Here is a 21994-nt window from a genome sequence, read left to right as displayed (position 1 = left end):
GCGTCCGGCCATCTGGAATCCGAAAACATACGAGAGGGTCCCGTGGCTCGCACCACTCCCATCGAGCGTTACCGCAACTTCGGCATCATGGCCCACATCGATGCCGGCAAGACCACCACGTCCGAGCGCATCCTGTTCTACACGGGTGTCAGCCACAAGATCGGCGAAGTCCATGACGGCGCCGCCACCATGGACTGGATGGAGCAGGAGCAGGAGCGCGGCATCACCATCACCTCCGCCGCCACCACGGCGTTCTGGAGCGGCATGGACAAGTCGCTGCCGCAGCACCGCCTGAACATCATCGACACCCCCGGCCACGTCGACTTCACCATCGAGGTGGAGCGCTCGCTGCGCGTGCTCGACGGCGCGGTGTTCGTGCTGTGTGCGGTCGGCGGCGTGCAGCCGCAGTCCGAGACCGTCTGGCGCCAGGCCAACAAGTACCGCGTGCCGCGCATGGCGTTCGTCAACAAGATGGACCGCACCGGCGCCAACTTCGACAAGGTCGTCGAGCAGCTGAAGTCGCGCCTGGGCGCGTATGCCGTGCCGATGCAGGTGCCGATCGGTGCCGAGGACGGCTTCGAGGGCGTGGTCGACCTGGTCAAGATGAAGGCGATCCACTGGGACGTCGCGTCGCAGGGCACGGTGTTCGAGTACCGCGACGTGCCGGCCGACCTGGCCGACAAGTGCGCCGAAGCCCGCAGCTTCATGGTCGAGGCGGCAGCCGAAGCCAGTGAAGAGCTGATGGACAAGTACCTGACCGATGGCGACCTCAGCGAGGCCGAGATCATCCAGGGCCTGCGCGAGCGCACCCTGAAGGTCGAGATCGTGCCGGTCTTCGCGGGTACCGCGTTCAAGAACAAGGGCGTGCAGGCCATGCTCGACGGCGTCATCCAGTTGCTTCCGTCGCCGATCGACGTGCCGCCGGTCGCGGGCATCGACGAGGACGAAAAGGAAGACACCCGCAGCGCCGACGACAAGGCGCCGTTCTCGGCGCTTGCGTTCAAGATCATGACCGATCCCTTCGTGGGCTCGTTGACCTTCTTCCGCGTCTACTCGGGCGTGCTCAACTCCGGCGACCAGGTGTACAACCCGGTCAAGTCGAAGAAGGAGCGCGTGGGTCGCATCCTGCAGATGCACTCCAACAACCGCGAAGAGATCAAGGAAGTCCGCGCCGGCGACATCGCCGCGGCCGTGGGCCTGAAGGACGTCACCACGGGTGACACCCTCTGTGCCCAGGACCACATCATCACCCTGGAGCGCATGACGTTCCCGGAGCCGGTGATCTCGATGGCCGTGGAGCCGAAGACCAAGTCCGACCAGGAGAAGATGGGCATCGCCCTCGGTCGCCTGGCGCAGGAGGATCCGTCCTTCCGCGTGCGCACCGACGAAGAGTCCGGCCAGACCATCATCGCCGGCATGGGCGAGCTGCACCTCGACATCCTCGTGGATCGCATGAAGCGCGAGTTCAACGTCGAGGCCAACGTCGGCAAGCCGCAGGTCGCGTACCGCGAAACCATCCGCAAGCCGGTCAAGGTCGAAGGCAAGTTCGTGCGGCAGTCGGGCGGCAAGGGCCAGTTTGGCCATGTCTGGATCGAGCTGGAGCCGAACGAGCAGGGCGCCGGTTACGCGTTCGAGAACGCGATCGTCGGTGGCGTCGTGCCGAAGGAGTACATCCCGGCCGTCGACAAGGGCATCCAGGAAGCCGCCTCCAACGGCGTGCTGGCCGGCTACCCGGTGGTTGACGTCAAGATCAAGCTGGTGGACGGCTCCTACCACGAGGTCGACTCCTCGGAAATGGCGTTCAAGATCGCCGGCTCGATGGCGTTCAAGGAAGGCTTCATGAAGGCCAGCCCGGTCCTGCTGGAGCCGATGATGAAGGTCGAGATCGTCACTCCCGAGGAGTACCTCGGCGACGTGATGGGCGACGTCAGCCGTCGTCGCGGCATCCTTTCCGGCCAGGACGACAGCCCGTCCGGCAAGGTCATCAACGCGATGATCCCGCTGGGCGAGATGTTCGGTTACGCGACCACCCTGCGCTCGATGTCGCAGGGCCGCGCGACCTTCACGATGGAGTTCGACCACTACGCCGAGGCTCCGGCCAACATCGCCGAAGCCGCCAGCAAGAAGGGCTGATCGACTGCCGGCCTTCCCCTGGCCGGCATCCGATCCACAGACACGTATCCAAGAGAAAAAGGTAGACAACCATGGCCAAGGGTAAGTTCGAGCGCACCAAGCCGCACGTGAACGTCGGCACGATCGGTCACGTTGACCACGGCAAGACCACGCTGACGGCGGCGCTGACGAAGATCGGCGCGGAGCGTTTTGGTGGCGAGTTCAAGGCGTACGATTCGATCGACGCGGCGCCGGAAGAGAAGGCGCGCGGCATCACGATCTCGACGGCGCACGTGGAATATGAATCCCCGACGCGCCACTACGCGCACGTGGACTGCCCGGGCCACGCCGACTACGTGAAGAACATGATCACGGGTGCGGCGCAGATGGACGGCGCGATCCTGGTGTGTTCGGCTGCTGACGGCCCGATGCCGCAGACGCGCGAGCACATCCTGCTGGCCCGCCAGGTGGGCGTGCCGTACATCGTGGTCTTCCTGAACAAGGCAGACATGGTGGACGACGCCGAGCTGCTGGAGCTGGTGGAGATGGAAGTCCGCGAGCTGCTGAGCAAGTACGACTTCCCGGGCGACGACACCCCGATCATCAAGGGTTCGGCGCTGAAGGCGCTGGAAGGCGACCAGTCGGAGATCGGCGTGCCTGCCATCATCCAACTGGTGGAAGCGCTGGACAGCTACATTCCGGAGCCGGAGCGTGACATCGACAAGGCGTTCCTGATGCCGGTCGAGGACGTGTTCTCGATCTCGGGCCGCGGCACCGTGGTGACCGGCCGAATCGAGCGCGGCGTGATCAAGGTGGGCGACGAAATCGAGATCGTCGGTATCCGTCCGACCACCAAGACGACCGTCACGGGCGTGGAGATGTTCCGCAAGCTGCTGGACCAGGGCCAGGCGGGCGACAACGCGGGCCTGCTGCTGCGCGGCACGAAGCGTGACGACGTGGAGCGTGGCCAGGTGCTGGCCAAGCCGGGTTCGATCACGCCGCACACGGACTTCGAGGCCGAGGTGTACGTGCTGTCGAAGGACGAGGGTGGCCGTCACACGCCGTTCTTCAAGGGTTACCGCCCGCAGTTCTACTTCCGCACCACGGACATCACCGGTGCGGTGACGCTGCCGGAAGGCACCGAGATGGTGATGCCGGGCGACAACGTGAAGATGGTCGTCCAGCTGATCAACCCGGTGGCGATGGACGAGGGCCTGCGCTTCGCGATCCGCGAAGGCGGCCGTACCGTCGGCGCCGGCGTCGTCGCCAAGATCATCAAGTAAGCGGCCGCTGGCGGCCCGCGCCTCCAGGGGTGCGGGCGCCCGCCTGAATGGCTTCACGGTTGTCCACGGCCAGTGCTTGCGCCAGTTGTGGATATCCCGTTAGAATGTGCGACCACTGCGCGATCGGGCATGTCCCGCTCCCGCAACCAGCGAAATGAGGCGCGGGACGCGCTTCGTATTCGCCAGACAGGGACATGTCGTGTGGCCAGGCAGCGGTTTCGATCGCCGTCTGGCTTCGCGTTCAGAATCCGTCTGGGCGGGCCGGTCTGACCGGCCTGCCTTGTTTTTCAGGCAAGGAAGCTCCGGGGCATAGGGTGATCGCTCCGGAGCATCGTCGTTTTCAATGGGGTCGGCACACCCAGAGGCCGGCCCATCGCTCTTTTAACCGAGGAATTCCGTCATGGCGGACCAAAAGATCCGGATCCGGCTGAAGGCGTACGATCATCGTCTGATCGACCGCTCGGCCAGCGAGATCGTCGAGACGGCCAAGAGGACCGGCGCGCAGGTGCGCGGCCCGATCCCGCTGCCGACCAAGATCGAGCGTTACACCATTCTCGTTTCGCCGCACGTCGACAAGGACGCGCGCGACCAGTACGAGACCCGCACGCACAAGCGCGTGCTCGACATCGTCGACCCCAACGACAAGACCGTGGACGCGCTGATGAAGCTCGAACTCGCGGCGGGCGTCGACGTCCAGATCAAGTTGACCTGAGGCCACCACCATGACCGCGAAGAAGTATTCGTTGGGCATCGTCGGTCGCAAGGCCGGCATGAGCCGCGTGTTCACCGCCGACGGCGCGTCGGTGCCGGTGACCCTCATCGAGGCCACCCCGAACCGCATCACCCAGATCAAGACCGTTGACAGCGACGGCTACAGCGCCGTGCAGGTCACCGCCGGCGTCAAGCGCGCCTCGCTCGTCAACAAGCCCTCGGCGGGCCACCTGGCCAAGGCCAAGGTCGAAGCCGGTCGTGGCCTGTGGGAGTTCCGCGTCGCGGACGACCTGGTCGACGGTTTCGAAGTCGGCGGCGAGATCAAGGCCGACATCTTCGAGGCCGGCCAGATCGTCGACGTCCAGGGCGTCACGAAGGGCAAGGGCTTCCAGGGCACCATCAAGCGCCACAACTTCCGCATGGGCGACGCGACGCACGGTAACTCGCTGTCGCACCGCGCACCGGGCTCCATCGGCCAGCGCCAGACGCCGGGCCGCGTGTTCCCGGGCAAGAAGATGTCCGGCCACATGGGCGCCGTGCAGCAGAGCACCCAGGGCCTCGAAGTGGTCCAGGTCGACGCCGAGCGTGGCCTGATCGCCATCAAGGGTGCCGTGCCGGGCGCCCCGGGCGGTGACGTCATCGTGCGTCCGACGAGCAAGGCATAAGGAGAGACGACGATGGAACTCGCCATCAACAACAGCAAGAAGACGTTGTCGGTCTCCGATGCGATCTTCGGGCGTGAGTTCAGCGAAGACCTGGTCCACCAGGTCGTCGTGGCTTACCGCAATGCCGGCCGCGCCGGCACCAAGGCCCAGAAGACCCGCTCCGAAGTCGCCGGCACCACCAAGAAGTCGAAGAAGCAGAAGGGTGGCGGCGCCCGTCATGGCGCCCTGACCGCTCCGATCTTCGTCGGCGGCGGCGTTACCTTCGCGGCGAAGCCGCGCAGCTTCGAGCAGAAGGTCAACCGCAAGATGTACCGCGCTGCGATCGCCGCGATCCTGTCCGAGCTGAACCGCCAGGGCCGCATCACGGTCGTCGAGAACTTCGACGTCGATGCCGCCAAGACCAAGAGCCTGGTCGGCAAGCTCAAGGAGCTCGAGGTGGGCAATCGCCCGCTGATCGTCACCGAGGATGCCACCGAGAACCTGTACCTCTCGGCGCGCAACCTGCCGTATGTCGAAGTCCGCGACGTGCAGGGCCTGGATCCGGTTGCGCTGGTCGGCGCCGACACGGTCGTGGTCACCGCCGATGCGGTCAAGAAGATCGAGGAGTGGCTGGCATGAACGAGGCCAAGCTCTACACCATCATCCGCGCGCCGCGCGTGTCCGAGAAGACCGCGCGCCTGCAGGAAGTTTCCAACCAATACGTCTTCGAAGTAGCGACGGACGCGACCAAGGCCGACATCAAGGCGGCCGTGGAGAAGCTGTTCGACGTCAAGGTCGAGGCAGTCAATGTGGTGAACGTGAAGGGCAAAGCCAAGGCTTTCCGTTTCCGCATGGGCCGTCGCGCCGACTGGCGCAAGGCGTACGTGAAGCTGGCCGACGGCCAGTCGATCGATGTGATGGCCACGGCCTGAGGATAGACCCATGGCATTGATGACTTTCAAACCCACTTCGGCAGGCCGTCGCTCGGCCGTCCGCGTGGTGACGCCGGGCCTGCACAAGGGGGCGCCGCACGCCGCACTGGTCGAGAAAAAGACCAAGAGCGGTGGACGCAACCACCACGGCCGCATCACCACCCGCCACGTCGGCGGTGGCCACAAGCAGCACTACCGCATCATCGACTTCAAGCGCAACAAGGAAGGTATCCCGGCGCGCGTGGAGCGGATCGAATACGATCCGAACCGCACGGCCCATATCGCCCTGCTGTGCTATGTCGATGGCGAGCGTCGCTACATCATCGCGCCGCGTGGCCTGAAGGCCGGCGACCAGGTGATCGCGGGCCGCGAGGCTCCGATCCGCGTCGGCAACAGCCTGCCGCTGACCAACATCCCGGTCGGTTCGACGGTGCATTGCATCGAGATGAAGCCCGGCAAGGGCGCCCAGCTGGCCCGCGCCGCCGGCGCCGGCGTGCAGCTGGTCGCACGCGAGCACGGCTATGCCACCCTGCGCCTGCGCTCCGGCGAGATGCGCAAGGTGCCCGCCGATTGCCGCGCGACCATCGGCGAAGTCGGCAACGAAGAGCACAACCTGGAGAAGCTCGGCAAGGCCGGCGCCAAGCGTTGGCGCGGTGTCCGCCCGACCGTTCGTGGTGCTGCCATGAACCCGGTCGACCACCCGCACGGCGGTGGTGAAGCCAAGGCCGGCCAGGGTAACCCGCACCCGGTCACCCCGTGGGGCGTCCCGACCAAGGGTTACAAGACCCGCAAGAACAAGCGCACGCAGCAGTTCATCGTGCGCGATCGCAGGAGCTAATCGGCCATGGCACGTTCACTCAAGAAGGGCCCGTTCGTCGACCACCATCTCGTCAAGAAGGTGGAGAACGCGGGTAACAACAAGAAGCCGATCAAGACCTGGTCGCGTCGCTCGATGATCCTGCCGGAGATGGTGGGTTTCACCATCGCCGTCCACAACGGTCGCAATCACATCCCCGTGCTGGTCAACGAGAACATGGTTGGCCACAAGCTCGGCGAGTTCGCCCTGACCCGTACGTTCAAGGGTCACGGCGGCGACAAGAAGAGCCGCTAAGGAGATGAACATGGAAGCGAAAGCCATCCTGCGCACCGCGCGCATCTCCCCGCAGAAGGCCCGCCTGGTCGCCGACCAGGTCCGTGGCCTGTCGGCCGAGCGCGCCGTCAACCTGCTGAAGTTCTCCGACAAGAAGGCCGCGGGCATGATCCGCAAGGTCGTCGAGTCGGCCATCGCCAACGCGGAGAACAACCAGGGCGCGGACATCGACGAGCTCAAGGTCAAGACCATCATGGTGGACGAGGGTCCGACGCTGAAGCGCTTCATGGCGCGGGCGAAGGGCCGCGGCACCCGGATCCTCAAGCGCACCAGCCACATCACCGTGGTTGTGGGCGCGGGCAAGTAAGGCGGAGTCAGACTATGGGTCATAAAGTTCATCCGACCGGCATCCGCCTGGGCATTGCCAAGGACTGGAATTCCAAGTGGTTTGCCACCAAGAAGCAGTACGCCGAGTTCCTGGCGTCTGACCTCAAGGTCCGTGAGATGCTTCGCAAGAAGCTCGCACAGGCCGGCATTTCCCGCATCTTCATCGAGCGTCCGGCGAACAACGCCCGCGTGACGATCCACACCGCCCGTCCGGGCGTGGTGATCGGCAAGCGTGGTGAGGACATCGAGAAGCTGCGCAAGGAAGTGAGCGACATGATGGGCGTCCCGGCGCACATCAACGTCACCGAGGTCCGCAAGCCGGAGCTCGATGCACAGCTGGTCGCGGAGTCGATCGCCCAGCAGCTCGAGCGCCGCATCATGTTCCGCCGCGCGATGAAGCGTGCGGTCGGCAATGCGATGCGCCTGGGCGCCCTGGGCATCAAGGTCAATGTCGCCGGCCGCCTGAACGGCGCCGAGATTGCCCGTTCGGAGTGGTACCGCGAGGGCCGCGTGCCCCTGCATACCCTGCGCGCGGACATCGACTACGGCTTTGCCGAGGCCAAGACGACCTACGGCATCATTGGCATCAAGGTGTGGGTCTACAAGGGCGAGATCTTTGATTTCTCCCAGGTGGGTCAGGAGAAGCCGGAAGAGAACAGCCGCGGCGATCGCGGTGACCGTTCCTCCCGTCCGGCGCGTCCGCCCCGCCAGCCCCGCGAAGCGAGGTAATTCACCATGTTGCAACCCAAGCGAACCAAATACCGCAAGATGCACAAGGGCCGCAACGTGGGCCTGAGCTGGAGCGGGAGTGCCGTCAGCTTCGGCGAGTACGGCCTCAAGGCGACGTCGCGCGGCCAGATCACCGCCCGCCAGATCGAAGCGGCGCGCCGCTCGATCAGCCGTTACGTCAAGCGCGGCGGCAAGATGTGGATCCGCGTGTTCCCCGACAAGCCCATCACCAAGAAGCCGATCGAAGTCCGCATGGGCTCGGGCAAGGGCAACGTCGAGTACTGGGTCGCGCAGATCCAGCCCGGCCGCATGATCTATGAGATCGAGGGCGTCAGCGAAGAGGTGGCGCGTGAAGCGTTCCGCCTGGCTTCCGCGAAGCTGTCGGTCACCACCACTTTCGTTACCCGGACGGTGCGCTGATGGAACTCAAGCAACTCCGCGAGAAGTCCGCCGACGAGCTGCAGGCCCACCTGGTCGAGCTGCACAAGGAGAGCTTTGCCCTCCGCATGCAGAAGGCCACGGGCCAGCTCGCCAAGACCCATGAAGCCCGCCGCGTGCGCCGCGAGATCGCTCGCGTCAACACGCTGCTCGGCGAGAAGAAGTAAGGACCCGCCATGACCGACAACAATACAGAGAAGGCAGTGCGCACGGTCGAAGGGCGCGTGGTCAGCAACAAGATGGACAAGACCGTCACCGTGCTGGTTGAACGCCAGGTCAAGCACGCGCTGTACGGCAAGTACATCCGCCGCTCGACCAAGCTCCACGCCCACGACGCCGACAACGCCTGCAGCGAGGGCGATATCGTCCGCGTGAGCGAGTGCGCGCCGATGTCCAAGACCAAGAACTGGCGGGTGGTGCAGATCGTCACCCGCGCGGCCGAATAAGAGGAGGCTGAACCATGATCCAGATGCAAAGCTACCTCGACGTGGCCGACAATTCCGGTGCCAAGGAAGTGATGTGCATCAAGGTGCTGGGCGGCTCCAAGCGCCGTTACGCCGGCATCGGCGACATCATCAAGGTCACCGTCAAGGATGCGATCCCGCGCGGCAAGGTGAAGAAGGGCGACGTCTACAACGCCGTCGTCGTCCGTACCCGCAAGGGCGTCCGTCGCCCGGACGGTTCGCTGATCCGTTTCGACGGCAACGCCGCGGTCCTGCTGAACAACAAGCACGAGCCGATCGGCACCCGCATCTTCGGGCCGGTCACGCGTGAGCTTCGTTCCGAGAAGTTCATGAAGATCGTCTCGCTCGCGCCTGAAGTGCTCTGAGCGGAGGAGATAGAGAAATGAACCGTATCCGCAAGGGCGATCACGTGATCGTCACCGCCGGCAAGGACAAGGGCAAGAAGGGTGATGTGCTGAGCATCGACGGCGACAAGGTCGTCGTGTCGAACATCAACATCATCAAGCGCCACACCAAGCCGAACCCCCAGGCCGGCCAGCCTGGTGGCGTGATCGAGCGCGAAGCGCCGATCCACGTTTCCAACGTCATGCTGTTCAACCCTGCCTCCGGCAAGGGCGAGCGCATTGGTTTCAAGAAGCTGGAGGATGGACGCAAGTTGCGCGTGTTCCGCTCCAGCGGTGAGGCGGTCGACGCCTGAGGAATGCCCAGATGACCCGTCTTGAGAAGATTTACAAGGAAGAAGTGGTTCCGGTTCTGACCGAGAAGTTCGGTTACAAGAACCCGATGGAAGTGCCCCGCATCGTCAAGATCACCCTGAACATGGGCGTCGGCGAAGCCGCGACCAACAAGAAGGTGCTCGAGAACGCGGTGGCCGACCTGGCCAAGATCACCGGCCAGCAGCCGCTGGTCACCAAGAGCCGCGTGTCGGTTGCGTCGTTCAAGATCCGCGACGGCTGGCCGATCGGCTGCAAGGTGACCCTGCGTCGCGCGAAGATGTACGAGTTCCTGGACCGCCTCGTGAACGTAGCGCTGCCGCGCGTCCGTGACTTCCGCGGCGTGTCCGCGAAGTCGTTCGACGGCCGTGGCAACTACAACATGGGCGTGAAGGAACAGATCATCTTCCCGGAGATCGATTACGACCAGGTCGACGCGCTGCGCGGCATGGACATCGCGATCACCACGACCGCGAAGACCGATGCCGAGGCGCGGGCGCTGCTCGAAGCCTTCCGTTTCCCTTTCCGCAACTGATCCGAGGATAGACACGATGGCCAAGACCTCCATGGTCAACCGCGAGATCAAGCGGGCCAAGCTGGCGGCGAAGTTTGCCGCCAAGCGTGAAGAGCTGAAGAACATCATCTCCAGCGACTCCGCTTCCTACGAGGAGAAGATGGACGCCGCGGTGAAGCTTCAGAAGCTGCCGCGCGACTCCTCGCCCAGCCGCCAGCGCAACCGTTGTGCGCTGACGGGTCGCCCGCGTGGCGTTTACGCCAAGTTCGGGCTGGGCCGCAACAAGCTGCGCGAAGCCACCATGCGTGGTGACGTGCCCGGCCTTCGCAAGGCCAGCTGGTAAGGCATCTGGCCGACAAGTCTGCTAGACTTGTCGGCTGGCCATGTCAGACGCCCCGAGGCCCGGCCGAGGGGCGTGGGCGCTTTGTTGGGCCCGCTGCAAACGAATCGTACTGCTGAAAACCCGCAATCCCGCGGATATCGGTGCTACTCATAAGGTGGATATCCAATGAGCATGACTGATCCCATCGCCGACATGCTGGTGCGCATCAAGAATGCCGCCGCTGTCCGCAAGCCGACGGTGAAAATGCCGTCGTCGAAGATCAAGGTTGCAATCGCCGGCGTTCTCAAGAACGAAGGCTATATCGTCGACTCCCGCGTCACCGACCAGGGCAACGGCAAGGCCGAGCTCGAGATCGAGCTGAAGTACTACGAAGGCAAGCCGGTCATCGACCGCCTTGAGCGCTATTCGCGCTCCGGCCTGCGCCAGTACCGCGGCAAGGACGCGCTGCCCAAGGTCCTGAACGGCCTGGGTGTCGCCATCATTTCCACCTCGAAGGGCATCATGACCGATGCGCAGGCGCGCCAGCAGGGCGTCGGCGGTGAGGTCCTGTGCTTCGTGGCGTAAGGGAGGAATAGCCATGTCCCGAGTTGCCAAGAAGCCGATTGCCCTTCCGAAGGGCGTCGAGTTCAACATCCAGGAAGACTCCGTCAGCGTGAAGGGCGCCAAGGGCACCCTGTCCATCGCGCGTCCGGCGGGCGTCGAGGTCAAGGTTGAAGACGGCCACGCGCTCCTGGCGCCGGCCGGTCCGGAGCAGGTTGCCATCACCGGCACGCTGCGCGCGATCCTCGCCAACATGGTGCAGGGCGTTTCCGAAGGTTTCGAGCGCAAGCTTGAGCTGGTGGGCGTCGGCTACCGTGCGTCGATGCAGGGCAAGGACCTGAACCTGTCGCTGGGCTTCTCCCATCCGGTCGTGTTCCAGGCGCCCGAAGGCATCACCATCGCCACGCCGACCCAGACCGAGATCGTGGTGCAGGGTGCGGACAAACAGCGTGTGGGCCAGGTCGCCGCGAAGATCCGTGGCTTCCGTCCGCCGGAGCCCTACAAGGGCAAGGGCGTGAAGTACTCCGACGAAACCATCATCCGCAAGGAAGCCAAGAAGGCCTGATCGGGTCTTCAGCTTTCGAGGAACAGATCATGAAGAAGAAGATTGCCCGCCTGCGTCGTGCCAAGTCGACCCGCGCGCACATCCGCGTGCTCGGCGTGCCGCGCCTGTCGGTTCTGCGTACCGGCCAGCACCTCTATGCCCAGGTCTTCACCGCCGATGGCTCGAAGGTCCTGGCGGCTGCGTCGACCACCCAGGCCGCCGTGCGTGATGGCCTGAAGAATGGCCACAACACCGAGGCCGCGGCCAAGGTGGGCCAGGCGATCGCCGAGAAGGCCAAGGCGGCCGGTATCGAGAAGGTCGCGTTCGACCGTTCCGGCTACCGCTTCCACGGTCGCATCAAGGCCCTGGCCGATGCCGCCCGCGAGGGTGGCCTGCAGTTCTAAGGCTTGAAGCGGCATGGGGGCGACCCCATGCCGTGGTTCCGCCCGCCGGCACGGGTCGTGCCGGGCGCATCGACGAGTTCTCGTGGGTGCGGAACATCCGAAACGCCCGACAACGATAAGCGGCGAAGCCGCAAATTTCCCAGATAACAGGAATCGAGAAGATGGCAGAAGATCGTGCACCGCGGGGTCGTGATCGCGACCGCAACCGCGAAGAGATCGACGATGGAATGATCGAGAAGCTGATCGCGGTCAACCGCGTCAGCAAGACCGTCAAGGGCGGTCGCCAGTTCACCTTCACCGCGCTGACCGTGGTCGGTGATGGCGAAGGCCGCATCGGCTTCGGGTACGGCAAGGCGCGCGAAGTGCCGGTCGCCATCCAGAAGTCGATGGAGTATGCCCGCAAGAACATGGTCAACGTCGACCTGAACAACGGCACGCTGTGGCACCCGGTGAAGTCCGGCCACGGTGCGGCTCGCGTGTACATGCAGCCTGCCTCCGAGGGTACCGGCGTGATCGCGGGTGGCGCGATGCGCGCCGTGCTCGAGGCCGTCGGCGTGAAGGACGTCCTGGCCAAGGCGGTGGGTTCGCGCAACCCGATCAACCTGGTGCGCGCCACGGTTCGTGGCCTTTCCGACATGCAGTCGCCGGCCAAGATCGCGGCCAAGCGCGGCAAGAAGGTGGAGGACCTGGTCCATGGCTAAGAAGGAAGCCGCTGGCGGCACCGTCAAGGTGCGCCTGGTCAAGGGCCTGCGTGGCTCGCAGGCGCGTCACCGCCTGTCGGTGCGTGCGCTGGGCCTGAACAAGCTCAACGACGTCCGTGAACTGAAGGACAGCCCCCAGGTGCGCGGCCTGATCAACAAGGTCCACTACCTGGTCCGGGTGGAGGAGTAATCATCATGCGTCTGAATACACTCAAGCCCGCAGAGGGCGCCCGCGAAGACCGCAAGCGCGTCGGTCGCGGTATCGGTTCGGGCCTGGGCAAGACCGCGGGCCGCGGCCACAAGGGCTCGTTCGCACGTGCCGGCAAGGGCAAGATCAAGGCCGGCTTCGAAGGCGGCCAGATGCCGATGCACATGCGCCTGCCGAAGATCGGCTTCCGCTCGCGCATGGCCAAGGACACCGCCGAGGTGCTGCTGTACCAGCTGGACAAGCTGCCGGCCGGTGACGTCGACTTCGCCGCGTTGCGCGCCGCGAAGCTGGTGCCCAGCACTGCCAAGAAGGCCAAGATCGTCAAGAAGGGCGAGCTGACCAAGGCATTCGTGCTCAAGGGTCTGCTGGCGACGGCAGGTGCAAAGGCGGCCATCGAAGCGGCCGGCGGCAAGGTCGAGGAGTAATCCGCGGATGGCGCGTAGCAGCAGTGCGATGGCCGGCATGGGCGGCGGGCTCGGGAAGTTCACCGAGCTGCGCCAGCGTCTCCTGTTCGTCGTCGGTGCGTTGATCGTCTATCGCATCGGCTGCTACATCCCGGTGCCTGGCGTCAATCCGGACGCCATGATCCAGCTGATGGAAACCCAGGAAGGCACGATCGTGGACATGTTCAACATGTTCTCCGGTGGTGCCCTCGAACGCTTCAGCCTGTTCGCGCTGAACGTGATGCCGTACATTTCGGCGTCCATCATCATCCAGCTGCTGGTCAACATGGTGCCGAGCCTGAAGGCCATCCAGAAGGAAGGCGAGTCGGGTCGGCGCCGGATCAACCAGTGGTCGCGCATCGGCGCGATCCCGCTGGCGATCTTCCAGGCCTGGGGCATCGCGACTGCGCTGCAGGCCGGTGGTGCGAGCCAGGGCATCGCGGTGGTCTACAACCCGGGCCCCGGCTTCATCCTGACGGCGGTGGTTGCATTGACCGCGGGCACCATGTTCCTGATGTGGCTGGGCGAACAGATCACCGAGCGCGGCGTCGGCAACGGCATTTCGCTGATCATCTTCGCCGGCATCGTCGCGGGCCTGCCGTCGGCCGTCATCAACATGTTCCAGCAGATCAACAATGGTGACATGAGCGTCATCACGGCGATCCTGATCGCAGCGATCGTGCTGGGCTTCACCTACTTCGTGGTGTTCGTCGAGCGCGGCCAGCGCCGGATCACGGTCAACTACGCGCGTCGCCAGGGCGGTCGCAACGCGTACATGAACCAGACCTCGTTCCTGCCGCTGAAGCTCAACATGGCGGGCGTCATCCCGGCGATCTTCGCGTCCAGCATCGTGATGTTCCCCGCGACTGCCGCGAACTGGTTTAGCCAGGGGAGCTCCTCCTCTTGGCTGCTCCAGGTCAGCCAGTGGCTGAACCCCGGTGAACCGCTGCACATGATCCTGTACGGCGGGATGATCGCGGGCTTTGCGTTCTTCTATACCGCGCTGGTGTTCAACTCGCAGGAAACCGCTGACAACCTGAAGAAGCAGGGTGCCCTGATCCCCGGCATCCGCCCGGGCAAGGCCACCGCCGAATACGTGGACGGGGTGCTGACGCGTCTCACCGCGGCGGGCGCGGCCTACCTGGTGCTGGTCTGCCTGCTGCCCGAGGTCATGCGCAAGGAGTTCAACACGTCCTTCTATTTCGGTGGGACGTCGCTGCTGATCGTGGTGGTCGTGGTGATGGACTTCATCGCGCAGATCCAGGCGCACCTGATGTCGCACCAGTACGAGAGCCTGCTGAAGAAGGCGAACCTGAAGGGTTCGCGTCCGGCACGCAGCTGAACGTAGTCCAGGGGTCGGGCGCAGCCCGGTCCCGCGGCGGTGGGCCTCGCCCCTCCCGCGAACAAGGCGCCGGCCAGTCCGACGCCTGACCCGGATTCCCCTCCGGGCGAACACGATGGGCGACTCGCGCGGCGGTTCCAGGCGCGGGTGGTCCGGGGCCATACGCGCACCAGAGTAGTGCGCGGGGCCGGGCAGGGCGGTGGATTGCCTTGTCGGGTACAGCCACGGGCCGTCGCCGGAGCATGGGCACACTCCCCATGCCGGGCCATGCGCCGTGTCTGGGCGCAGGGCTTCCTGTAACCCTGGAATCTTGGTATAATTTCCGATTCACTCCGCTGGGCAACCCGTTGTCCGGCCGCCAAATCAAGTTGGAGATCGCGTTATGGCGCGTATTGCGGGCGTCAACCTGCCTGCCCAGAAGCATGTCTGGGTGGGCATCCAGAGCATCTACGGCATCGGCCGTACCCGTTCGGTCCAGGTGTGCGATGCCGCCGGGATCGAGAAAACCACGAAGATCCGTGACCTGTCCGAGCCTGAAGTCGAGCGCCTGCGCGCCGAAATCGGCAAGTTCGTGGTCGAGGGCGACCTGCGCCGCGAGATCGGCATGTCGCTGAAGCGTCTGATGGACCTGGGCTGCTACCGCGGCCTGCGCCATCGTCGCGGCCTCCCGCTGCGTGGCCAGCGCACCAAGACCAATGCCCGTACCCGCAAGGGTCCGCGCAAGGCCATCAAGAAGTAAGGAGTCCAGACCATGGCCAAGCCGGCACCCAACAAGACGAAGAAGAAGATCAAGCGCGTCGTCACCGACGGCATCGCGCATGTCCACGCTTCGTTCAACAACACCATCATCACGATCACCGATCGCCAGGGCAATGCGCTGTCGTGGGCGACGTCGGGCGGCGCGGGTTTCCGCGGCTCCCGCAAGTCGACCCCGTTCGCCGCGCAGGTTGCCGCGGAGAAGGCCGGTCGTGCCGCGCTCGACTACGGCGTGAAGTCGCTGGAAGTGCGCATCAAGGGCCCGGGTCCGGGCCGCGAATCCGCCGTTCGTTCGTTGAACAACGTCGGCTACAAGATCACCAACATCATCGACGTGACGCCGATCCCGCACAACGGGTGCCGTCCGCCGAAGAAGCGTCGCGTCTGAGGAGCTGAAGAACAATGGCTCGTTATATTGGTCCCAAGTGCAAGCTCTCCCGTCGCGAAGGTGCCGACCTCGGCCTGAAGTCGCCGGCCCGTGCCCTGGATTCGAAGTGCAAGCTGGAGCAGAAGCCCGGCCAGCATGGTCCGAACGTCCGTCGTGGCAAGCTCTCCGATTACGCCAACCAGCTGCGCGAAAAGCAGAAGGTGAAGCGTATCTACGGCCTGCTGGAGCGCCAGTTCCGCAACTATTACAAGAAGGCGTCGACCAAGAAGGGCAACACGGGTGAAAACCTGCTGCAGCTCCTCGAGACCCGCCTCGACAACGTCGTCTATCGCATGGGCTTCGCGGTGACCCGCCCGGCCGCGCGCCAGCTGGTGTCGCATCGCGGTGTCACGGTCAACGGCAAGTCGGTCAACCTGCCTTCCTACCAGGTCAAGGCCGGTGATGCGATCGCGCTGTCCGAGCGCGCCCAGAAGCAGCTCCGCGTCCAGGAGTCGCTGACGGTCGCCCAGCAGATGGACCTGACGCCGTCCTGGGTCGAGGTCGACAGCAAGAAGTTCAGTGGCGTGTTCAAGGCGGTGCCGGATCGTACCGATCTGCCGGCCGACATCAACGAAGCGCTGATCGTCGAGCTGTACTCGAAGTAATCCATTTCACGCGCCCCCGCCCCCGCGGGGGCTCGCAGGAGACACCCAAACATGACGGTTACCGCCAATCAGGTACTGCGCCCGCGCGGTCCCCAGATCGAACGCCTCAACGGCAACCGTGCCAAGGTCGTGATCGAGCCGCTGGAACGCGGCTACGGCCACACCCTGGGCAACGCGTTGCGTCGCGTGCTGCTGTCGTCGATCCCGGGTTTCGCCATCACCGAGGTCGAGATCGACGGCGTGCTCCATGAGTACACCACGGTCGAGGGCCTGCAGGAGGACGTGCTGGAGGTGCTGTTGAACCTCAAGGACGTCGCCATTCGCATGCACACCGGCGACACCGCGACCCTGGCGCTCAGCAAGCAGGGTCCCGGCGTCGTGACCGCGGCCGACATCAAGGCCGACCACAACGTGGAAGTGCTGAACCCGGAGCACGTGATCGCGAACCTGACCAAGGACACTGCGCTGAGCATGCGCCTCAAGGTCGAGCGTGGCTATGGCTACCAGCCTGCCGCCGCGCGCCGCCGCCCCGACGAGGACAATCGTGCGATCGGGCGACTGGTGCTGGACGCGAGCTTCAGCCCCGTGCGCCGCGTGGCGTATTCGGTCGAAGCCGCCCGCGTGGAACAGCGCACCGATCTCGACAAGCTGGTGCTGGATATCGAGACCAACGGCACGATCGATGCGGAGGAAGCGGTGCGTACCGCGGCCGATATCCTCACCGATCAGCTGTCGGTCTTTGGTGACTTCACCCAGCGTGACCGTGGCCAGCCGAAGCAGCAGAGCGGTGGCGTGGATCCGGTGCTGCTGCGCCCGATCGACGACCTCGAGCTCACCGTGCGTTCGGCCAACTGCCTGAAGGCGGAGAGCATCTACTACGTCGGCGACCTGATCCAGAAGACCGAGGTCGAGCTGCTCAAGACCCCGAACCTGGGCAAGAAGTCGCTGACCGAGATCAAGGAAGTCCTCGCGCAGCGTGGCCTGTCCCTCGGGATGAAGCTCGAGAACTGGCCGCCGGCCGGCGTTGCATCCCACGGGATGATGGGGTGAGTGAGCGCGCTTAGCTGATGCCCTATCGCGGCATCAGCTGCGCTCGCGAACGCCCCTCCATGGAGGGGCGGGCAGGGCTCTCCGGAGCCAGGCACGCCCCGCCATGGAAGGCAACAGCAAACTCAGGAGCACGGCTGGCGAAGCAATAGATCAGCCGATGCACCAGCCGACGGGCCCCAGGCCCGCGGCATGTCGACCAGGACGGTCGACGAGGACCATCCGCAGTCCAATGCTCCACCGCCGGGAAGGCGACAACGACGTCCAACGCTCCAACATTCAACAGGAATCACACCCATGCGCCACCAGAAAGCCGGCCGCAAGTTCAACCGGACCAGTGCCCATCGCGAAGCGATGTTCCGCAACATGGCCTCGTCGCTGTTCAAGCACGGCCTGATCCGTACCACCCTGCCGAAGGCCAAGGAGCTGCGCCGCGTCGCGGAGCCGCTCATCACGTTGGCCAAGAGCGACAGCGTCGCCAACCGCCGCCTCGCGTTCTCGCGCCTGCGCGACAAGGAAGCCGTGGGCAATCTGTTCGTCGAGCTGGGCCCGCGTTACGCCCAGCGTCCGGGCGGGTACCTGCGCATCCTGAAGTGCGGCTTCCGTGCCGGCGACAATGCGCCCATGGCCTACGTCGAGCTGGTCGACCGTCCGCAGGCCGTGGCCGACGCGGAGTAAGCGGCAACAGGCGCCCCCGCGGCGCACGCTGCACGAAAGCCCCGGTCCGCCGGGGCTTTTGCATTGCAGGACGAGAGCCATGCGGGAGGCCGCTGACCGGGCCGGCCACGCACCGCCGTGTTCCAATCGCCGCTATGCATGCGAGGGCGCACGCCTTAAGCTTGGCGCCATGACGCGCTCATCACGTAATGCCGCAGCGACCTTCCGGATCCATTTCCTGCTTGGGATGCTGGCCTGCGCAGGCCTGCTGTCCTTCGCGCTGTATACGCAGTTCCGGGAGGTCGACCCGCTCTATCCGTGTCCGCTGTGCATCTTCCAGCGCGTCGCTTTCGTCGCGCTCGGACTGGTCTTCCTGGTAGGAGGCCTGCATGCGCCGAAAGCGACCACCGGACGCCGGGTTTACGGCGGCCTCGCCGCGCTGGCCGGGCTTGCCGGGATCGGGATCGCGGGAAACCATGTGCGGCTCCAGCATCTGCCTCCTGACCAAGTGCCGGCTTGCGGCCCCGGGTTGGACTACATGCTGGAGGCGATGCCCATCGGCGGGGTCATTCGGAAAGTGATGACCGGATCGGGTGAGTGCGCGACTGTGGACTGGGCATTCCTGGGCTTGTCCATGCCGGCGTGGAGCCTGGTGTGGTTCGTGGCCCTTACGGCGTGGGCGCTGTACGCCGCTTTCCGTCGTAGCTGAACGGTCGCGGAGGTTGCCCCCGCAACCGTTGCAGGGCCTCGTGGCATGGCGGATGATGGACTGCCGTACTGCAACATGATGCCGTCATGCCCAGCAAGGATCGAACCCTCACAGCCGTGAAACTGCCCAAGGACTGGTCGCCCGCCGGATGGCGGCAGCATGTGGCGCTCCAGCAGCCGACCTATCCCGATGCGGCCGCCCTCGAGGGGGTGCAGGAAGAGCTGCGTGCGCTGCCGCCGCTGGTCACGTCCTGGGAAATTCTTTCGCTCAAGCAACAGCTGGCCGAAGCCCAGGAGGGCAAGCGTTTCCTGCTGCAGGGCGGGGACTGCGCGGAAACCTTCGACGGGTGCACGCCGGATGTCATCTCGAACCGGCTGAAGGTGCTGCTGCAGATGAGCCTGGTGCTCGTCCATGGCATGCGCAAGCCGGTGGTGAGGGTGGGGCGTTTCGCGGGGCAGTACGCCAAGCCGCGCTCGGCCGACATGGAGACCATCGGCGACGTGAGCCTCCCGAGTTACCGCGGCGACCTGGTCAACGGGCCGGAGTTCACGGAAGCCGCGCGCATTCCGGACCCGCGCCGGATGATCAAGGGGCATGCCCGGTCGGCCATGACGATGAACTTCGTCCGCTCGCTGATCGATGGCGGTTTCGCCGACCTGCACCATCCCGAGTACTGGAACCTGGAATGGGTGGGCCATTCGCCGCTTGCCGAGGAGTACCGCCGGATGGTCACCGCCATCGGCGACGCCGTGCGCTTCATGGAGACCTTGTCGGGCCAGGAGGTGCACAACCTCAACCGGGTGGACTTCTACACCTCGCACGAAGCGCTCCTGCTGCCCTACGAGGAGTCGCAGACGCGCCAGGTGCCGCGTCACTGGGGCTGGTTCAACCTCAGCACCCACTACCCGTGGATCGGCATGCGTACCGCCGACCTGGAAGGCGCCCACGTCGACTACTTCCGCGGGATCCGCAACCCGATCGCGATCAAGGTCGGGCCGTCGGTGCATCCGGACCAGTTGCTGAAGCTGATCGACGTGCTGAACCCGGACGACGAGGCGGGTCGGCTCACCTTCATCCATCGGATGGGGGCGAAGGCGATAGAGGAAAAACTGCCGCCCCTGCTCAATGCGGTGCAGCGCGATGGTCGGCGCGTGCTGTGGGTCTGCGACCCGATGCACGGCAACACCGAGAGCACCACCAACGGGTACAAGACCCGTCGTTTCCGCAACATCCGCTCGGAGCTGGAGATGGCATTCGAACTGCATGCGGCGGCGGGTACGCGCCTGGGCGGCGTGCACCTGGAACTGACGGGTGAGGACGTGACCGAATGCCTCGGCGGCGCGCGCGAACTGACCGAGAGCGATCTCGAGCGTGCGTACAAGTCGACCGTGGACCCGCGCCTCAACTACGAGCAGGCGCTGGAGGTGGCGATGCTGATCGTGCGCAAGCAGGCCCAGATCGGCGCGCCCTCGAAAGCCTGAGCACGCCCCACGGGGGTAGCTATCAGCGGCCGGCGGGGACCCCGTCGGCCGTTTCCGTTCCGAGGTCCACTGTCGGGAGGAAACGGGGCGGCCGGCGCGCCTTCGACAGCTGTTCGTAGGCGTGGCCCACGGCGATCAGTCGCGGCTCGCTCCAGGCAGTGCCGATGAAGACCAGGCCCAGCGGCAGTCCGTGGCTGTCGCCCATCGGGACGGTGAGGCTGGGGTAGCCGGCCACCGCTGCCGCGCCATAGCCTGCACCCGTGAAATGGTCGCCGAGCAGGGGATCGGTCAGCCACGCAGGGGAGGCGGCCGGGGCAAGCAGCACATCCAGCTGCTGCGCCTGCAGGGCGGCGTCGATGCCGGCCTCGCCGGCGAGGCGGCGAGCTTCGCGACGAGCCTCCAGGTACGCCTCTTCGTTCAGTGGCCCCTTGGCGTTCGCGGCCTCGAAGAGCTCCTGCCCGAAGTAGGGCATCTCGGCTTCGGCATGGGCCTGATTGAAGGCGATCAGTGCATCCAGTGTCTTGACCGGCGCATCGCGGGTGCGCAGGTAGTGCTCGAGGCCATTCTTGAACTCGTACAGCAGCACCTCGAATTCGGCCTGCTGCCACTGGCCGGCGGTCGGGATCGAGGCATCGACGACGGTCGCCCCGGCTTCGGTCATCAGCGCGGCGGCGCGTTCGAGCGCGGCATCGACCTCCGGATGGAAGCCCATGCTCCCGCGCAGCAGGCCGATGCGGGCGCCCTGAAGCGCGTCCGGGTCGAGGTGGGCGGGATAGTCGAATACCGCCTTGCCGACGCTGTGGTCCGTCATGGGATCCGCATCGTCGCGGCCCGCGATCGCCGCCAACAGGATCGCGGCGTCGGCCACGCTGCGGGTCATCGGGCCGGCGGTGTCCTGGCTGCTGCTGATCGGGATGATGCCGTTGCGGCTGACGAGTCCGACGGTCGGCTTCAGCCCCACCAGGCCCGACACCGCGGACGGGCAGATGATGCTGCCGTCGGTCTCGGTGCCGATGCCCACCGTCGCGAGATTGGCGGAGATCGCTACGCCGGTGCCCGCGCTCGAGCCACAGGGGTTCCGGTCCAGCGCGTAGGGATTGCGGGTCTGTCCACCGCGGCCGCTCCACCCCGAGGTGGAACGCGTCGAGCGGAAGTTGGCCCACTCACTGAGGTTGGTCTTGCCGAGGATCACGGCGCCGGCCTCGCGCAGGCGCTGCACTAGGAAGGCATCGCTCGCGGGGCGGTGGTCCTTGAGTGCCAGCGAGCCGGCGGAATTGACCATCGGCGTCGCGTCGATGTTGTCCTTCAGCAGGACCGGGATGCCATGCAACGGCCCGATGACCGTACCGGCGGCTCGCTCGGCGTCGCGGGCGGCCGCGTCGGCCAGCGCGTCGGGGTTCAGTTCAATCACCGCGTTGAGGTGGGGGCCCGCGTCGTCGATCGCAGCGATGCGCTCGAGGTAGGCGCGGGTCAGGGCCTCGCTGGTGACTTCGCCGCGACCGAGCTGCGCCTGGAGGTCGCCGATGGTGGTCTCATCGAACGGGAACGGGAGTGCCTGCTGCGTGGCCAAGGCTCCTTCGCTGGAAACCGGCGGTGGAGCCGCCGCTTCCGCGCTACCGACAGCAGTCGGCGCTTCGACCGCCTGGCAGGCGGCCAGCACGGCGAGACACAGGCTCGACAACACAAGGCGCATGGGCGACTCCCCGATCGCGGATGGCTCGGGGAAGCTTAGGTCATCCGGAAACGGCATCGGCCGCCCTGGGGCGGCCG

Annotated in this window: 32 protein-coding genes; 31 read left to right on the top strand and 1 reads right to left on the bottom strand. The window is 65.4% G+C overall.

The window, feature by feature from the left end; translation table 11 throughout:
• The first annotated feature begins 42 nt into the window (after positions 1-42).
• From fusA to H4F99_RS07605, 31 genes are all read left to right on the top strand, one after another.
• Positions 43-2133, top strand: a complete 2091-nt coding sequence (fusA, locus tag H4F99_RS07755) for an elongation factor G (protein ID WP_182669175.1) — start codon at positions 43-45, stop codon at positions 2131-2133.
• 71 nt (positions 2134-2204) lie between these two features.
• Positions 2205-3395 (top strand): elongation factor Tu, encoded by a 1191-nt coding sequence (gene tuf / locus H4F99_RS07750; protein WP_182669174.1) that lies wholly within the window; start codon positions 2205-2207, stop codon positions 3393-3395.
• 400 nt (positions 3396-3795) lie between these two features.
• Positions 3796-4107, top strand: coding sequence for a 30S ribosomal protein S10 (rpsJ, locus tag H4F99_RS07745; protein WP_027070119.1), 312 nt, complete (start codon positions 3796-3798; stop codon positions 4105-4107).
• A gap of 10 nt (positions 4108-4117) precedes the next feature.
• Positions 4118-4771: a 50S ribosomal protein L3 gene (gene rplC / locus H4F99_RS07740; protein ID WP_182669173.1), complete on the top strand. Its 654-nt coding sequence runs from the start codon at positions 4118-4120 to the stop codon at positions 4769-4771.
• Between the two features lie 12 nt (positions 4772-4783).
• Complete coding sequence (gene rplD / locus H4F99_RS07735) at positions 4784-5389, top strand: 50S ribosomal protein L4 (protein ID WP_182669172.1); 606 nt, start codon at positions 4784-4786, stop codon at positions 5387-5389.
• The gene (rplW, locus tag H4F99_RS07730; protein WP_182669171.1) at positions 5386-5682 is read left to right on the top strand and encodes a 50S ribosomal protein L23; all 297 of its coding nucleotides are present in this window, start codon (positions 5386-5388) and stop codon (positions 5680-5682) included. The genes rplD and rplW overlap by 4 nt, the downstream gene beginning before the upstream one ends.
• Before the next feature lie 10 nt (positions 5683-5692).
• Complete coding sequence (gene rplB / locus H4F99_RS07725; RefSeq protein ID WP_182669170.1) at positions 5693-6520, top strand: 50S ribosomal protein L2; 828 nt, start codon at positions 5693-5695, stop codon at positions 6518-6520.
• A 6-nt stretch (positions 6521-6526) separates the two neighbouring features.
• Entirely contained in the window at positions 6527-6793 is a 267-nt protein-coding gene (gene rpsS / locus H4F99_RS07720; RefSeq protein WP_182669169.1) for a 30S ribosomal protein S19, read from the top strand.
• Positions 6794-6803: 10 nt separating this feature from the next.
• Positions 6804-7139, top strand: a complete 336-nt coding sequence (rplV, locus tag H4F99_RS07715) for a 50S ribosomal protein L22 (protein ID WP_111267074.1) — start codon at positions 6804-6806, stop codon at positions 7137-7139.
• A 14-nt stretch (positions 7140-7153) separates the two neighbouring features.
• Complete coding sequence (rpsC, locus tag H4F99_RS07710) at positions 7154-7888, top strand: 30S ribosomal protein S3 (RefSeq protein ID WP_182669168.1); 735 nt, start codon at positions 7154-7156, stop codon at positions 7886-7888.
• A 6-nt stretch (positions 7889-7894) separates the two neighbouring features.
• Entirely contained in the window at positions 7895-8308 is a 414-nt protein-coding gene (gene rplP / locus H4F99_RS07705; protein WP_182669167.1) for a 50S ribosomal protein L16, read from the top strand.
• Positions 8308-8493 (top strand): 50S ribosomal protein L29, encoded by a 186-nt coding sequence (gene rpmC, locus H4F99_RS07700; RefSeq protein ID WP_182669166.1) that lies wholly within the window; start codon positions 8308-8310, stop codon positions 8491-8493. The genes rplP and rpmC overlap by 1 nt, the downstream gene beginning before the upstream one ends.
• A gap of 9 nt (positions 8494-8502) precedes the next feature.
• Positions 8503-8772 carry a 30S ribosomal protein S17 gene (gene rpsQ / locus H4F99_RS07695; protein ID WP_182669165.1) on the top strand — a complete coding sequence of 90 codons (270 nt, stop codon included), beginning with the start codon at positions 8503-8505 and terminating at the stop codon, positions 8770-8772.
• 14 nt (positions 8773-8786) lie between these two features.
• Positions 8787-9155 (top strand): 50S ribosomal protein L14, encoded by a 369-nt coding sequence (gene rplN, locus H4F99_RS07690; RefSeq protein ID WP_182669164.1) that lies wholly within the window; start codon positions 8787-8789, stop codon positions 9153-9155.
• 17 nt (positions 9156-9172) lie between these two features.
• Complete coding sequence (rplX, locus tag H4F99_RS07685) at positions 9173-9487, top strand: 50S ribosomal protein L24 (RefSeq protein WP_182669163.1); 315 nt, start codon at positions 9173-9175, stop codon at positions 9485-9487.
• A gap of 11 nt (positions 9488-9498) precedes the next feature.
• On the top strand, positions 9499-10038 hold the full coding sequence (gene rplE / locus H4F99_RS07680; RefSeq protein WP_182669162.1) for a 50S ribosomal protein L5: 540 nt from the start codon (positions 9499-9501) through the stop codon (positions 10036-10038).
• A 16-nt stretch (positions 10039-10054) separates the two neighbouring features.
• Positions 10055-10360 (top strand): 30S ribosomal protein S14, encoded by a 306-nt coding sequence (rpsN, locus tag H4F99_RS07675; protein ID WP_182669161.1) that lies wholly within the window; start codon positions 10055-10057, stop codon positions 10358-10360.
• Positions 10361-10525: 165 nt separating this feature from the next.
• Positions 10526-10924 (top strand): 30S ribosomal protein S8, encoded by a 399-nt coding sequence (rpsH, locus tag H4F99_RS07670; protein WP_182669160.1) that lies wholly within the window; start codon positions 10526-10528, stop codon positions 10922-10924.
• A gap of 13 nt (positions 10925-10937) precedes the next feature.
• On the top strand, positions 10938-11465 hold the full coding sequence (rplF, locus tag H4F99_RS07665; protein WP_182669159.1) for a 50S ribosomal protein L6: 528 nt from the start codon (positions 10938-10940) through the stop codon (positions 11463-11465).
• 29 nt (positions 11466-11494) lie between these two features.
• Positions 11495-11848 carry a 50S ribosomal protein L18 gene (gene rplR / locus H4F99_RS07660; protein WP_182669158.1) on the top strand — a complete coding sequence of 118 codons (354 nt, stop codon included), beginning with the start codon at positions 11495-11497 and terminating at the stop codon, positions 11846-11848.
• Between the two features lie 161 nt (positions 11849-12009).
• Positions 12010-12549, top strand: a complete 540-nt coding sequence (rpsE, locus tag H4F99_RS07655; RefSeq protein WP_182669157.1) for a 30S ribosomal protein S5 — start codon at positions 12010-12012, stop codon at positions 12547-12549.
• Positions 12542-12739, top strand: coding sequence for a 50S ribosomal protein L30 (gene rpmD, locus H4F99_RS07650; protein ID WP_182669156.1), 198 nt, complete (start codon positions 12542-12544; stop codon positions 12737-12739). The genes rpsE and rpmD overlap by 8 nt, the downstream gene beginning before the upstream one ends.
• On the top strand, positions 12739-13182 hold the full coding sequence (gene rplO, locus H4F99_RS07645; RefSeq protein ID WP_182669390.1) for a 50S ribosomal protein L15: 444 nt from the start codon (positions 12739-12741) through the stop codon (positions 13180-13182). Before rpmD ends, rplO begins: the two co-directional genes overlap by 1 nt.
• Before the next feature lie 7 nt (positions 13183-13189).
• Entirely contained in the window at positions 13190-14542 is a 1353-nt protein-coding gene (secY, locus tag H4F99_RS07640; protein WP_425488003.1) for a preprotein translocase subunit SecY, read from the top strand.
• A 382-nt stretch (positions 14543-14924) separates the two neighbouring features.
• Entirely contained in the window at positions 14925-15281 is a 357-nt protein-coding gene (rpsM, locus tag H4F99_RS07635) for a 30S ribosomal protein S13 (protein ID WP_182669155.1), read from the top strand.
• Positions 15282-15293: 12 nt separating this feature from the next.
• Positions 15294-15686, top strand: coding sequence for a 30S ribosomal protein S11 (rpsK, locus tag H4F99_RS07630; RefSeq protein WP_182669154.1), 393 nt, complete (start codon positions 15294-15296; stop codon positions 15684-15686).
• A 14-nt stretch (positions 15687-15700) separates the two neighbouring features.
• Positions 15701-16330, top strand: a complete 630-nt coding sequence (gene rpsD / locus H4F99_RS07625) for a 30S ribosomal protein S4 (RefSeq protein ID WP_182669153.1) — start codon at positions 15701-15703, stop codon at positions 16328-16330.
• A 51-nt stretch (positions 16331-16381) separates the two neighbouring features.
• Positions 16382-17380: a DNA-directed RNA polymerase subunit alpha gene (locus H4F99_RS07620; RefSeq protein ID WP_182669152.1), complete on the top strand. Its 999-nt coding sequence runs from the start codon at positions 16382-16384 to the stop codon at positions 17378-17380.
• Positions 17381-17674: 294 nt separating this feature from the next.
• Positions 17675-18055, top strand: coding sequence for a 50S ribosomal protein L17 (gene rplQ, locus H4F99_RS07615; RefSeq protein WP_182669151.1), 381 nt, complete (start codon positions 17675-17677; stop codon positions 18053-18055).
• Positions 18056-18224: 169 nt separating this feature from the next.
• Positions 18225-18743 (top strand): disulfide bond formation protein B, encoded by a 519-nt coding sequence (locus H4F99_RS07610; RefSeq protein WP_182669388.1) that lies wholly within the window; start codon positions 18225-18227, stop codon positions 18741-18743.
• Between the two features lie 86 nt (positions 18744-18829).
• Positions 18830-20224 carry a class II 3-deoxy-7-phosphoheptulonate synthase gene (locus H4F99_RS07605; protein WP_182669150.1) on the top strand — a complete coding sequence of 465 codons (1395 nt, stop codon included), beginning with the start codon at positions 18830-18832 and terminating at the stop codon, positions 20222-20224.
• Positions 20225-20246: 22 nt separating this feature from the next.
• Here the strand turns inward: H4F99_RS07605 and H4F99_RS07600 are convergent, their stop codons facing one another.
• The gene (locus H4F99_RS07600) at positions 20247-21905 is read right to left on the bottom strand and encodes an amidase (protein ID WP_425488009.1); all 1659 of its coding nucleotides are present in this window, start codon (positions 21903-21905) and stop codon (positions 20247-20249) included.
• Positions 21906-21994 lie beyond the last annotated feature (89 nt).

Source organism: Marilutibacter penaei (assembly GCF_014145395.1).
Lineage (GTDB): Bacteria > Pseudomonadota > Gammaproteobacteria > Xanthomonadales > Xanthomonadaceae > Marilutibacter > Marilutibacter penaei.
Note: the sequence above shows the minus strand (reverse complement) of the source record. Positions and strands in the feature narration are given on the sequence as shown.

Bases quoted from the DNA above. Each gene is read 5' to 3' on its own strand.
- rpsN (WP_182669161.1), top strand. From the start codon at position 10,055: ATGGCCAAGACCTCCATGGTCAACCGCGAGATCAAGCGGGCCAAGCTG.
- secY (WP_425488003.1), top strand. From the start codon at position 13,190: ATGGCGCGTAGCAGCAGTGCGATGGCCGGCATGGGCGGCGGGCTCGGG.
- rpsD (WP_182669153.1), top strand. From the start codon at position 15,701: ATGGCTCGTTATATTGGTCCCAAGTGCAAGCTCTCCCGTCGCGAAGGT.
- rplQ (WP_182669151.1), top strand. From the start codon at position 17,675: ATGCGCCACCAGAAAGCCGGCCGCAAGTTCAACCGGACCAGTGCCCAT.
- rplE (WP_182669162.1), top strand. From the start codon at position 9,499: ATGACCCGTCTTGAGAAGATTTACAAGGAAGAAGTGGTTCCGGTTCTG.
- rpmC (WP_182669166.1), top strand. From the start codon at position 8,308: ATGGAACTCAAGCAACTCCGCGAGAAGTCCGCCGACGAGCTGCAGGCC.
- rpsH (WP_182669160.1), top strand. From the start codon at position 10,526: ATGAGCATGACTGATCCCATCGCCGACATGCTGGTGCGCATCAAGAAT.
- rplB (WP_182669170.1), top strand. From the start codon at position 5,693: ATGGCATTGATGACTTTCAAACCCACTTCGGCAGGCCGTCGCTCGGCC.
- H4F99_RS07620 (WP_182669152.1), top strand. From the start codon at position 16,382: ATGACGGTTACCGCCAATCAGGTACTGCGCCCGCGCGGTCCCCAGATC.
- rpsQ (WP_182669165.1), top strand. From the start codon at position 8,503: ATGACCGACAACAATACAGAGAAGGCAGTGCGCACGGTCGAAGGGCGC.
- rpsJ (WP_027070119.1), top strand. From the start codon at position 3,796: ATGGCGGACCAAAAGATCCGGATCCGGCTGAAGGCGTACGATCATCGT.
- rplW (WP_182669171.1), top strand. From the start codon at position 5,386: ATGAACGAGGCCAAGCTCTACACCATCATCCGCGCGCCGCGCGTGTCC.
- rplV (WP_111267074.1), top strand. From the start codon at position 6,804: ATGGAAGCGAAAGCCATCCTGCGCACCGCGCGCATCTCCCCGCAGAAG.
- rpsK (WP_182669154.1), top strand. From the start codon at position 15,294: ATGGCCAAGCCGGCACCCAACAAGACGAAGAAGAAGATCAAGCGCGTC.
- H4F99_RS07605 (WP_182669150.1), top strand. From the start codon at position 18,830: ATGCCCAGCAAGGATCGAACCCTCACAGCCGTGAAACTGCCCAAGGAC.
- H4F99_RS07610 (WP_182669388.1), top strand. From the start codon at position 18,225: ATGACGCGCTCATCACGTAATGCCGCAGCGACCTTCCGGATCCATTTC.
- rplR (WP_182669158.1), top strand. From the start codon at position 11,495: ATGAAGAAGAAGATTGCCCGCCTGCGTCGTGCCAAGTCGACCCGCGCG.
- rplD (WP_182669172.1), top strand. From the start codon at position 4,784: ATGGAACTCGCCATCAACAACAGCAAGAAGACGTTGTCGGTCTCCGAT.
- rpsS (WP_182669169.1), top strand. From the start codon at position 6,527: ATGGCACGTTCACTCAAGAAGGGCCCGTTCGTCGACCACCATCTCGTC.
- rpmD (WP_182669156.1), top strand. From the start codon at position 12,542: ATGGCTAAGAAGGAAGCCGCTGGCGGCACCGTCAAGGTGCGCCTGGTC.
- rplN (WP_182669164.1), top strand. From the start codon at position 8,787: ATGATCCAGATGCAAAGCTACCTCGACGTGGCCGACAATTCCGGTGCC.
- rplP (WP_182669167.1), top strand. From the start codon at position 7,895: ATGTTGCAACCCAAGCGAACCAAATACCGCAAGATGCACAAGGGCCGC.
- rpsE (WP_182669157.1), top strand. From the start codon at position 12,010: ATGGCAGAAGATCGTGCACCGCGGGGTCGTGATCGCGACCGCAACCGC.
- rplF (WP_182669159.1), top strand. From the start codon at position 10,938: ATGTCCCGAGTTGCCAAGAAGCCGATTGCCCTTCCGAAGGGCGTCGAG.
- rpsM (WP_182669155.1), top strand. From the start codon at position 14,925: ATGGCGCGTATTGCGGGCGTCAACCTGCCTGCCCAGAAGCATGTCTGG.
- tuf (WP_182669174.1), top strand. From the start codon at position 2,205: ATGGCCAAGGGTAAGTTCGAGCGCACCAAGCCGCACGTGAACGTCGGC.
- rplC (WP_182669173.1), top strand. From the start codon at position 4,118: ATGACCGCGAAGAAGTATTCGTTGGGCATCGTCGGTCGCAAGGCCGGC.
- rpsC (WP_182669168.1), top strand. From the start codon at position 7,154: ATGGGTCATAAAGTTCATCCGACCGGCATCCGCCTGGGCATTGCCAAG.
- rplX (WP_182669163.1), top strand. From the start codon at position 9,173: ATGAACCGTATCCGCAAGGGCGATCACGTGATCGTCACCGCCGGCAAG.